We start from the raw sequence: 12256 nt of genomic DNA on the forward strand, positions 1-12256 counted from the left end.
CGCTCATCTTTTTATGCTATAGCCTCTCTTCTTATCTTCCCAAAACCTAATAATATTCATAGAAACGGAAAAAATCATCTAAATCATGGATAATCATCCTAATCCCGGGTAAGACATTTGACTTTTTGACTTTTGCCTTCGAAAAGTTAAATACTTGTTAAAAGGTCAACTATTGTTACTATTTCGAAAAAAGTACCTAATTTTGACCTTGAAACTAAAAAAGTCAGAAAGTTAATGCACACAGAAGCAAAAGACGAAATGAGGGATAAAATCCTGGAAGCAGCTCTGAAGCGTTTTACTCATTATGGCGCTTCTAAAACAACGATGAACGAAATAGCAGATGATCTTCACTGCTCGAAAGCATCCTTGTATTACTACTTCCCGGATAAGAAAGCCATGCACATGGCGGTGCTGCAAAAAATTGCGGAGATCTATTTCCAGCAAATGGAAAAAGAAGCCCTGCAACCGGAATCAGCTGCCCAAGCATTGTATAATATTATAGAGCTCAGAAGAGAATTTATCAGCAAATTTTGCCGGCTGGAAATATTCAAAATATTACAGGACAACTCCGCGGTATTTCTCGAAGAGAAAAAGAAAGCAAGAGAAAGGGATATAGCCATTCATACACGCATCATTGAAGCAGGTATTGCCCTGGGAGAATTCATCGTGAAAGATCCCGCACATACCGCAGAACTGTTAGTACTGTCCACCATGGGCCTGCGCTTTTCAGTTCCGGATCATATCCGCGAAGACACGGACATGGACGAAGCAATGATGGATGACGTAATAGACAAACAAAAACAACTGCTGGAGATCTTCATTAAAGGAATAAAGGCTTAACAAACGGAAACCATGCTGGTGAGAGAACGGATACTGGAAACGGCCCTGAAAATGTTCAGAACCTACGGTGTGAAGGGAGTAACTATGTTCGACATAGCACGTGATTGCGGGATCTCAAAGAAAACAGTATACGAGCATTTTGTAGACAAACAGGCGTTGATAGACGAAGGGATGCAGCAGTTGTTAACTAATCATATTAACTATTTCACAGAATGTCTGCAAACCACAGACAATGCTATTGAAGAAATGGTGCGTAACATGAAATATGTTACCAACCTGGCAAAAACACTGAACCCGGTGATGTTGTATGAAATCCAGAAGTATCATCCGGATACCTGGAAAAGCATTGAGAGTTTTAAGGAAGACGGGGTGCTGTGTAACATCAAGAAAAATTTAAAGAGGGGCATGACGGAAGGCCTATATCGTCAGAACCTCCACATCGATATCGTAGCACGTATGCGCCAGCTGCAGCTGGAAGCACCATTTGACCAGATGCAGTACCCGGCAAATCAATTTGAGATGCCTGAAGTAATGGAACAGGTAACCGCCCACTTTATACTGGGAATTGCCACCATTAAAGGTCATAAACTGGCTAACCAGTACCTGCAAATAAAAGAAGACGAATAAACTACTACGCTAACTGATTTAATTTATGAAGCGATTAAAGTTAACGCTTATCCTCCTGCTGGGGATAGGGGTATACAACGGCTATGCCCAAACGCAGCTGACCTTACAGGAAGCGCTGAAGTTTGCATTGAACAACAACAAACAACTGGCCCGGACAAAGATGGACGAGGAAATGGGTAAATACAAAACCCAGGAAGTCCGCTCCCAGGCTTTGCCACAGCTGAATGGTAACGCATCTTATACTGATAACCTGATGCTGCAAAAATCACTCATTCCGGGTGCCGTATTCGGTAAACCGGATAGCTCCATTCTCGTGGCCTTTGGTGTAAAATACAATGCTACCGTAGGCGCGGAACTCAGTCAGCAAATCTTTAACCAGGCGGTATTTACCGGCCTGAAAGCGGCGAAATCCGGCGAAGAGTATTATAAAATACAAACAGAGCAATCTGTCGAAAATGTGATCTACAACGTATCTCAGCTCTATTATCAATTGCTGGTTACACAGGAAAAAATTATTACCATCAACAGTAATATTGAAAAACTCACCCAACTGGTGAGCGCTACCAAATCACAGTTTGATAATGGTCTTGCCAAAAAGATTGACCTCGACCGTATCCGGGTAAATCTTACCAACTATCTCACCCAACGCACACAGCTGATGAACCAGTATGCTACGCAAACCAATAACCTGAAAAAGGTAATGGGCATGCCATTGCAGTCTGCGTTCCTGCTCCCTCCTGCCTCTTTGAAAGAGATTGAAAACAAAGCTGCAGGCGTATTACAGTATGATGATATGAACATCGCCAACAGAACAGAATATAAATTGCTGAAGAAACAACAGGAACTGCAGCTGTTCCAGAAAAAGGCCTACCTCGCAGAATATTATCCATCACTGTCGTTGTTCGGAAGATATTCCTACAACGGGATGAGTCAGCAGTTCGCTTTCTCAAAAGACCCTTCTAACGCTACCAGCTGGTTCGGTGCAGCCGCTGTAGGTATAACACTGAAAGTGCCCATCTTCGATGGTTTTGGCCGCCGTTCCAAGGTAAATCAACAGAATGTTACCCTGCGCCAGCTGAGCAAACAAATGGAAGACACAGAGCAAACGCTCAACGTAGATTATGAAAATGCGAAACTGATGGTGCGCAGCAATCTGTCTACCATCAGCACTCAAAAGGAGAACATGGACCTGGCCAACGAAGTATATTATTCTACACAGAATAACTACAAACTCGGCCTGGCAGGTTTAACGGATCTGCTCAATGCAGAAACCTCCCTGGCGGATGCACAAAACAGCTATAACGAGGCACTGCTGCAATATAAGCTGGCAGAGCTGGAAATTATAAAAAGCAAAGGAAGTCTGAAGGACCTTCTAAACTAAACGTATAAACGAAAATAACGATAGACAATCAAACTATTTTGCAGATGAAAAAGTTTATAATCTGGGGCGTGGTGACAATAGGTGCAGTGGTACTGATCATGTGGAAACTCAACGCAAATAAAAAGGCAAATGAGGCCAAAACTGAATTCGTAAAACAAAGCAATATCGGCGATATCCCGGTGCTGGTACAGAAAGTAACCCGCAACGATTTCTCACAGGGCTTCCTGGCAAACGGAAACTTTGCGCCTGTGCGTGAATTATCTTACCTGGCGGAAACTGCCGGCCGCATTACCAGGTTACTGGTAGATGAAGGTAGTGTAGTAAGACAAGGACAGCCTATCGCTTATATAGATGCCCAAATTGTAAACACCGACCTCGAATCTGCAAAGGCGAACCTCAACCAGCTGAAAGTAGATAAGGAAAGATATGAAAGCGCTTTCCAGACAGGTGGCGTTACCCAGAAACAAATGGACGATGCCCGCCTGCAGTACGATGTTGCGAAAACACGCTATGAGGCTGCCAGCCGCCGTGTAAGTGACACTTATGTGAAAGCGCCTATCTCCGGTATCATCAATAAAAAATACATTGAACAGGGCGCCTACCTCTCTGTAGGTAATAAAATGTTTGACATCGTGGATGTATCCAGGCTGAAACTGGCGGTATCTGTTCCGGAAGGACAGGTGGTAACACTGAAAACGGGTCAGAAGGTAGCGGTAACCAGCAACGTTTTCCCGGAAACAAATTATGAAGGGACGATCACTTTTATCGCGGCAAAAGGCGATAACTCGCTCAACTACCCGGTAGAAATGGAGGTAAACAATGTAGCCGGAAAAGACCTGAAAGCAGGCATGTACGGAACTGCACACTTTACAGATCCAAAAGCAGATAAAACTATTTTCATTGCCCGCACCGCTTTCATTGGGGGTGTAAACAGCAACGAAATATATGTTATGGAAGGCAACGTAGCAAAGAAACGTAAAGTGGTAGCCGGCCGCATCGCGGGCGACCAGGTAGAAGTACGGGAAGGGCTGAACGAAGGAGATACCGTTATCACCAGTGGCCAGATTAACCTGACAGAAGGTGCCGCTGTAACGGTTCAAAATGCCGCCAAGTAAGCGGGAAATGTATCTGGTGTCTGAACAAATTTTTGCAACATGAAGATTACTGAAGTATCGATTAAGCGACCTACGATCGTGGTGGTGGTGTTTACCATCCTCACCCTGTTGGGCGTGATGAGTTATAAATCGCTGAACTATGAGCTGTTGCCAAAGTTCAGCTCCCCCATCGTAACTATTGCTACCATTTACCCGGGAGCCTCTCCTAACGAGGTGGAAAGCAGTATTACCAAGAAGATTGAAGACGCGGTGGCCTCTATGGAAAAGATCAAAAAGATCACTTCCAAATCATCCGAAAGCCTGTCTGTTATTACCGTTGAGCTGAATAACGACGCCGATGTGGATATTGCCCTGCAGGATGCACAGCGTAAGGTAAATGCCATTCTGGCAGACCTGCCGACTGATGCAAAGCCGCCATCCCTTAATAAATTTTCGCTGGATGACTTACCGATCATGACACTGTCGGCCACCGCCAAAATGGACGACAAACAGTTTTATGACCTGGTAGATAAGAAACTGCAGCCTTTATTATCCCGTTTGCCGGGCGTTGCCCAGGTGTCACTGATTGGTGGCCAGGAACGTGAAATACAGGTAAACGTAGACCCAAAGAAACTGCAGGCATTTAATTTATCTATTCTGCAGCTGCGCCAGCTGATCACCAATGCCAACCTGGATTTCCCTACCGGTAAAGTGAAAACGGCCAACGAACAGATCCTGATCCGTTTGGCAGGTAAGTATAAGAATGTTGATCAGCTCCGTAACCTGGTACTGAAAACAACGGAAGATGGTACACAGGTGCGTCTTACAGACGTAGCCGATGTACAGGATGCTCAGAAAGATGCGGACCGTATTGCCCGTGTGGACGGAGTAAGCGCCATTGCTTTGCAGGTGCAGAAACAAACAGATGCGAACGCCGTAACCGTGAGTGAGGAAATGAAAAAATCTATTGCCAAAATAGAAAAAGATTACGCGGTTAACGACCTCAAGATATTAGTGGCAAATGACTCGTCCGACTTTACGCTGGAATCTGCTGATTCCGTAATACATGACCTTATCCTTGCAGTAGTGCTGGTGGCAGTGGTGATGTTGTTGTTCCTGCACAGCGTTCGAAGCGCTTTGTTCGTAATGATCTCCATTCCGGCTTCCCTGATCGCTACTTTCATTGGTATGAAACTGATGGGATTCTCTCTCAACCTCATGTCATTGTTAGGTTTATCACTGGTGGTGGGTATCCTGGTGGATGATGCCATCGTGGTACTGGAGAATATCTATCGCCATATGGAGATGGGTAAAAACCGTGTGCGTGCTGCATTTGATGGCGTAAAAGAAATCGGGTTCACTGTTACTTCCATTACACTGGTAATTGTGGTGGTGTTCCTGCCGATCTCTTTAACGAACGAGCTGGTATCGAAGATCCTGCGTGAATTCTGTGTGGTGGTAATGATATCAACCATGTTGAGCTTGTTGTCGTCCTTCATGATAGTACCACTGCTATCGTCCCGTTTTGGTAAACTGGAACATATCACTGGTAAGAATGTGTTCGGGAAATTTATCCTCTGGTTTGAGGCGCAGCTCACAAAGTTCACCAACTGGATGACAGGGCTCCTCAAATGGGCGTTGGCGCATAAAGCTATTACGCTGATCGCAGCGGTAGGTTTATTATTTGCCTCCTTCATGCTGTTGGGTAAAGGTTATATTGGAGGCGAGTTTATTCCCAAAGGCGACCGCGGACAGTTTATCGTGATGCTGGAAATGCCGAAAGATGCGTCTGTAGAACAAACAAACCTGGCTACCAGAACGGCTGAAAAATATTTGAATAAAAAACCGGAGATCACCCGCCTGATCACGACGGTAGGCCAAACCAGTGAAGATGGATTTGGTAACTCCCAGTCTACCGCTTATAAATCAGAGATCACGGTAATGCTGGTGGATCCTGAGAAACGGGCGGACGCTTCAGATATTTATGCAGCGAAGATCAAAAAGGAACTGAAAAACATTTTACCGGGTGTTAAAGTGAAAACAACGGCGGTAAGTATTATGGGTACTGCTGAAAGAGCGCCGGTAGAACTGATTGTTATGGGTACGGAGTTGGACAGCGTAATGAACTACGCCAAGAGAGCTATGGATACCCTTAAAACCATCAGCGGTGCTACGGAAGTAAAACTGTCGGTGGAAGACGGAAACCCGGAAATCAACGTACAGGTAGATCGTGATAAGATGGCGGCACTGGGGCTTACGCTCGATGCAGTGGGTGGAACCATGCAAACTGCATTCAGCGGTACTGCCGACGACTCTAAAGTTAAATTCCGCCAGGGAGATTATGAATATGATATCAATATCCGTTTTGATGATTTCAACCGGAAGAACCTGGAAGATGTATCCAATATACAATTCATCAACGACAAAGGCCAGCTGATTAAACTGTCGCAGTTTGCTGCGATAACAGAAGGGTCCGGTCCAAGTCACCTGGAAAGAAGGGATAAAAATACATCCGTATCTGTACAGGCGCAGGTAATGGGCCGTCCTTCCGGTACAGTAACACAGGAGTTTACCGACAAGCTGGCAAAAATGGGTAAACCGACGGGCATCAGTTACGTGTTTGGCGGAGATGCCGAAAACCAGGGTGATTCCTTTGGTACACTGGGAGCGGCGTTGCTGATTTCCATTGTGCTGGTGTACCTGATCATGGTGGCGTTGTACGATAATTATATATATCCGTTTGTGGTACTGTTCTCTATTCCGTTGGCGATTATCGGCGCCCTGCTGGCACTGGCACTCACCAACAATACGCTGAACATCTTTACGATATTGGGTATCATTATGCTGATTGGCCTGGTAGCGAAGAATGCGATCATCCTGGTGGACTTTACCAACCAGATGAAAGAGCAGGGCCAGAGCACGTATCATGCATTGATACATGCCAACAATGCGCGTTTGCGTCCGATCCTGATGACGACCATCGCCATGGTGATTGGTATGTTGCCTATTGCGTTGGCAACGGGTGGTGTAGGCGCCATCAAAAATGGTTTGGCCTGGGCGATCATCGGTGGTTTGATCAGCTCCATGTTCCTGACACTTATTGTGGTACCGGTGGTATACATGGTGGTGGATAAGGTGATGGCGAAGTTGGGGATCGGTAAATTATCGACCAAACGCTATATCAGGCAGCGTATGGTGGCTTCTTACGAGGAAGTCCCGTTAAACGAAATTCATACGAATTAAAGATATGTTACTAACAGTGTAACAGTTGTAGGTTTAGGTAATAGCCGGGATAATCCTATCCCGGCTTTCTTATTTCTTTGAAATTAACAAGTGATTCTTTCGTTTTCACATTCCATCCTGTGTTGCGGCGTATTACTTTTGCGGATATAATATCATCTTATGAAAAAGTATATCCCCATTTTATCCTTGTTATTTACGCCATTTGTTACACAGGCCCAGCAAACCATTACTGGTCTCGCTTTGCCGGAGAGTGCCGTTGCTTACAAAGGCGGCTATTTTGTATCAGATATCGGCGTTCAGCTCGATGCCGTCGCCAAAGATGGTGATGGCGCCATCTCTTATATCAATGGCGGTAAACTGGAAGCGCTCAGGTATTTTGATGATACACTGAATGCGCCGAAGGGGCTGGATATCATCGGCAATATTTTATACGTAGCAGATATTGACCACCTGAAAGGGTATAATATCACTACGCGCAAAAAAGTATTTGATCTGAACCTGGAGGGGAAAGCGGTGCTGCTGAACGACTTGAGCCGGGTAGATGATAGCTCGCTGGTAGTAACGGATTCCTTTAAAGATCATGCGCTGATGGTAAATGTACATACCGGGAAATGGTCAGTATTAAAGGGAGAGATGAAAGTGCCTAATGGGATAGTATACAACGCGCATAACGACGAGGTATATGTTTGCTCTATGGGGCCTGATTTAGACGGTACCGGTAAACTATTTGCCAAAAAGCTGCATGACGACAATGCCGCTTTTGAGCCGCTGGAAGGTTCTCCTGCCGGGGTTTTGGATGGTATCGTTTTATTAGACGACCACCGTTTATTGGTGTCTGACTGGATAAAGATCAAGGATCCGGCAACAGGGAATTTATTTGTTTATGACCTTGATAAAAAGCAATACAAAACAATAACAACGGAGCGTGCTCCTGCAGATATAGCATTGGATACAAGGAAGCATAGTTTACTGGTTCCCCAACTGCTGGATAACAGACTGGCTATTATACCACTGAAGAAATTAGGATTGTAAGACAGGACGTAGCAATGCGCTGCGGCCGGCAGCGGGTTGCTGCATTATTGTTACCGGCCAATCAAAACGGGGTGGGATAGGTAAGGGTACATCATTATTGCACGGGCGCATCAGCTGTACCTTTCCTTCCAACCTGTTTTTTGTTTTGATGTTTCCCCGGATTATTTCCTTGCCATTAATAACATATGCGATACCGGAAACGGGATGGGAACAGGCGTATGATCATCGCCTGCGCGCAACAGCTGTACTTTTCCTTCCAGCCTGTTTTTCACAATCCACTCGTTGCGCCAGGTGTTGGAAAGATTATCTAATCTTAGCCCCGCTTCTTCCAGTGCGGATTTCCAATCGTTATAATTCCAGAAACAAAAAGTTTCATGCATTTCGCTGAGCCAGTTATCGTGATAATCTTTTTTGAAAAGGAACTCGCAGGCGTTTTGCATTGACAATTTTGCATAGGTTTTTCCCGCAATGGTTAGCCATTCATGAGGCAGTTGAAATCCTTCCTGGTGGCGAAAGTCTTTAGCGAATTGTTTAAACAGCGCCATGGTGGAGAGTTTGCCCAGCCAGGTGGCAAGGTCGTGAGTGCCGGCATTTTCCGGCATGGGTAAATTGTTTTCGCCGTCGGTATCGTTGAGCCAGAGTAAAATTATTTCCTCTTTATTTTCAGGTCCTACTACATCACGGTTAATCCACACGCCGCCGGGAACAAGTTCGTTATAACGGTTATGAATAAACGCTATTAAATCTTTCCTGCTGCCATATGATTCTATTTCATGGGTAAGCGAGGAAGTATGAATGGTATTCATGCTGCCGGCTTCAAATACGAGGCTGGTGACGGCATTTTTTTGTGAGAAAAAAACGGAGGGGTTGGCGAATTCGCCATTATGTTTCCGTTGCAGGCAAATATCGTATAAATGCCTGGATACTTCAATGCCGTAGAAATCGCACTCATGGAGGCGGTCATCTTCACAGGCCATTTTTATCCAGGAACCAACGGCGCAACCGATGTCGCCAATATTGCCGGGCTGGATGTAGGGGGCGGTTTCCCGGTATTTGTCGGCCGCGATATCATCCATTTGTTTCACATACACATTGTAGTCGCGCGTAGCGGTAAGATCACCATCAGCCCCGATAATAGGGTCTTTCAGGATATGCTGTACCTTCTCTCCCACTCCATACAGCGACCAGATCTTGAAAGAGGCCGGGTGCATCTGATCGAGGATGGTTTTGTTTTTACGCCATTGGTCGGTTTGGGCAATCAGTTTTACAATATCCCATGGCATGGGTTGCGTAAACTGTTTGCTGATGGGATCCCATTCGGCGGGTAGTACTTTAAAGCCGTGCCGGAGGTACATTTCTTTTACGGCCGTAGAGCAGATAACGAGGGTGTTTTCCGGGCTGAGCGCATGTACGCCTTCGCTGGAGTGACGGATGGTTTTGATGGTATATTCTGTGAAATCATTGATAACGCCTACGTCGTCGATGCCATACACAAATGCAGGTACATCCAGTGAGTTGGAAAATTCCTGGATGATCATGGCCCGGAGATAGAAAGGTACCGGGTTTCGCTTGGTGCCCAGGTGGTTGGCCGAAGTAACGGCGAAAATAACGCCGGCTATTTCCTGTGTGGGTAACGGGTGGCCGTATACATCTTTTTCGCCTTCCAGTTTGCATTTGATAAGGCGGTTCAGGTATTTGAACTGGAAATCTGTTAAAAGATGGTGGCGACCGGGTATAAGTAAGTACATAGGGTGAAGTTAAGGAATGCAATGAATTATCATAGCACTAAATATGTTAAAAAAATAAGATGGCCGGCTGTCCTCCCGGGAGGAAAAGCCCTGTTGGGCGGGGATATACGGAGTTAGCATGATTGTTGTTTTTATATGGGTGAACGGCAGTGTACGCGAACCTTTGTTTCACTGTTATTAAAAACAAAATCATATGAAAAAGATATTGTTGATCACCGGCTTAGTTATTAGCGGCTTCCTTTACGGAAATGTGACAAGCGCGCAGGTGAGAGTGAATGTGAATGTAAATATCGGTAGTCAACCGGTATGGGGACCGGTAGGTTATGATTATGCAGAGTACTATTATTTGCCGGATGCAGATGCCTACTATTATGTGCCCGAGCACCAATACATTTACCTGGATGCAGGACGCTGGATATTTGCTCCTGCTTTACCGGCGAGATATCACTACGATCCGTACAGGAGTTACAAGGTGGTTATTAATGAGCCAAGGCCTTATTTGCATCCGGACGTATACCGTGTTAAGTATGCCAAATACAAGGGCAGGTATGGTCAGCAGCGGATAATCCGGGATAGCAGGGATGAAAGATATTATGTGGTAAAAGGTCATCCTATGAATGGAAGGGGTAATCAGAAGAAATACTATGGTGATGACAACAACGGTAATGGCAAGTATAAGAACAAGGGCTATAAGGATAAAGGAGATAAGGGCCATGGCCATGGACACGACAGAGACTAATATCGCTTGTTATAAATTTGAAGGGCGTTCCGTTAGCGGGGCGCCTTTCCCGTTTTAGGATGTATAAGAAAGCCGTTTCACTGCTTGTGAAACGGCCTGAGATGGAGGTAACGTTGTTGGAAGAAATAGGAATAGTTTACAGCGCGGCGGTTTTGCGTACCTCGTCAAATGTGTAGCTGAGGGTTACTTCGCCGTTTTCGAATACGGTATGCAGCAGGTCTGCAGTGTCGGTCGCTTCGCCGGCTCCCACTGTTTTAAAAGTGTTATTGTCTTTTATGAGCCTGAGTTTACCGGCTTTTGATTTTTTGAAAGAAGTCCGTAGCTGGCCGGTGGCATCCAGTTCTACCGGCATTTTTTGTACGTTGATGGCTTCTCCGTTTACTACGGCAAAGGCGCATTTCAGTGCAAATTCCTGTGTATCGCGGTTTACGCGTTGCAGGAGGGCGCCGCCCATACCCAGCACCAGGTTTTCGGCGCTGATGCCGGCTTGTTTTAAGGCTTCGAATATGCCGGGTATAGAAGAGTAGCTGATGCCATCGCCCTGGATAACGCGTACCTGCGGAGGCAATACCTTAAAACCTTTTTCATTGGTGGTATACCCGAATTTATCCATGAGGATGCTGAAGATTTTCAGGAGGGTTTGTACCGGATCGCCGCTGTCGGGGCGAATTACGAGGGTGCCATCTCTCTTAAGTATCTGTTCTTTCAGCGCAGTGCCCCAGTATTCTTCACAGGCCCGGAAAATATTGTAGGAGTCGGACACACAGGCAATGGTGCCGGTGGGGTAAGTATTGAGAATGTGTTTGAAAATTTCCAGTTCTCCCGCCTCGCCCAGCAGGGTGACTACGGAGTGCTCGGTAGCAGGGATCGATAAACCCGGTGCCGTGGGTGCGTCATAATATCTTTTGGCAAACAGGGAGCCGGGAATGGTGTCGCTGCCGGCGAAGCTGACCAGGTGGGCACTGCCACCAATACCTGCACTTTCTACTGAGCTGGCGCCGCGGAAGCCAAAGTCATTGAGTACAAAATCGATTCCGGCAAAAGCTGCTGCGCTGGCGGTATCTTCATAATATTTTTTTACCACCTTTTTTATTTCCCGGGATACGGAGGCTACGGTACAAGGGTACCACACCTGCATAAGCAGCGTTTCCAGGAAGTTGGTGAGCCAGAAGCATTCGGGGTCGGTGTTTTCGATGGTCATCAGCACATTTCGTACAGGCACTACCGTGCCTTCTGCCACTGCTTTAATGCGGATAGGTAATTTACCGCCGTGTTTTTCGATGATGTATTCAAAGCGACTGCGGTCAAATACATCTTTGCGGCCAAATACTTCAGCGAGCATGGTTTCCGCTTCATCCAGTTTTTCTTTGGTGAATACTACTCCGGATAGATATTCTTTCAGGAAATATTGCAACCCGTAAAAAACGGTTTCGTCAAATTTGCCGCCCCTGCTTTCGAGGTAAGAGTAGATGTATTGGGTGCCGGGAATATAAAGTTTGTGGTGGGAGTATTTGTAAGCATCGGCCAGGAGGATGAGGTTTTCCTTTGTCAT

The 12256-nt window shown here is 45.9% G+C and carries 9 protein-coding genes; 7 read left to right on the forward strand and 2 right to left on the reverse strand.

All coding sequences use genetic code 11. The annotated features are described in order from the left end of the window. Positions 1–234 precede the first annotated feature (234 nt). The 6 genes from KE626_RS01590 to KE626_RS01615 all read left to right on the forward strand — a co-directional run bounded on the left by KE626_RS01590 (position 235) and on the right by KE626_RS01615 (position 8217). Entirely contained in the window at positions 235–840 is a 606-nt protein-coding gene (locus tag KE626_RS01590) for a TetR/AcrR family transcriptional regulator (RefSeq protein ID WP_211971136.1), read from the forward strand. Positions 841–852: 12 nt separating this feature from the next. Then, positions 853–1467, forward strand: a complete 615-nt coding sequence (locus tag KE626_RS01595) for a TetR/AcrR family transcriptional regulator (protein WP_211971137.1) — start codon at positions 853–855, stop codon at positions 1465–1467. A gap of 25 nt (positions 1468–1492) precedes the next feature. Then, positions 1493–2848 (forward strand): TolC family protein, encoded by a 1356-nt coding sequence (locus KE626_RS01600; RefSeq protein ID WP_211971138.1) that lies wholly within the window; start codon positions 1493–1495, stop codon positions 2846–2848. A gap of 44 nt (positions 2849–2892) precedes the next feature. Continuing rightward, positions 2893–3963: an efflux RND transporter periplasmic adaptor subunit gene (locus KE626_RS01605; protein ID WP_211971139.1), complete on the forward strand. Its 1071-nt coding sequence runs from the start codon at positions 2893–2895 to the stop codon at positions 3961–3963. A 39-nt stretch (positions 3964–4002) separates the two neighbouring features. After that, entirely contained in the window at positions 4003–7185 is a 3183-nt protein-coding gene (locus KE626_RS01610) for an efflux RND transporter permease subunit (protein ID WP_211971140.1), read from the forward strand. Positions 7186–7344: 159 nt separating this feature from the next. Further along, positions 7345–8217, forward strand: a complete 873-nt coding sequence (locus KE626_RS01615; protein ID WP_211971141.1) for an SMP-30/gluconolactonase/LRE family protein — start codon at positions 7345–7347, stop codon at positions 8215–8217. 161 nt (positions 8218–8378) lie between these two features. Here KE626_RS01615 and KE626_RS01620 read toward each other — a convergent pair whose 3' ends face one another. After that, complete coding sequence (locus KE626_RS01620; protein ID WP_211971142.1) at positions 8379–9965, reverse strand: class I SAM-dependent methyltransferase; 1587 nt, start codon at positions 9963–9965, stop codon at positions 8379–8381. A 193-nt stretch (positions 9966–10158) separates the two neighbouring features. On the opposite strand from KE626_RS01620, the gene KE626_RS01625 reads away from it, so the two are divergent. Beyond that, positions 10159–10704: a hypothetical protein gene (locus KE626_RS01625; RefSeq protein WP_211971143.1), complete on the forward strand. Its 546-nt coding sequence runs from the start codon at positions 10159–10161 to the stop codon at positions 10702–10704. A 136-nt stretch (positions 10705–10840) separates the two neighbouring features. Here KE626_RS01625 and KE626_RS01630 read toward each other — a convergent pair whose 3' ends face one another. Then, positions 10841–12256, reverse strand: a complete 1416-nt coding sequence (locus KE626_RS01630) for a nicotinate phosphoribosyltransferase (protein WP_211971144.1) — start codon at positions 12254–12256, stop codon at positions 10841–10843.

Source organism: Chitinophaga hostae (genome assembly GCF_018224885.1).
Lineage (GTDB): Bacteria > Bacteroidota > Bacteroidia > Chitinophagales > Chitinophagaceae > Chitinophaga > Chitinophaga hostae.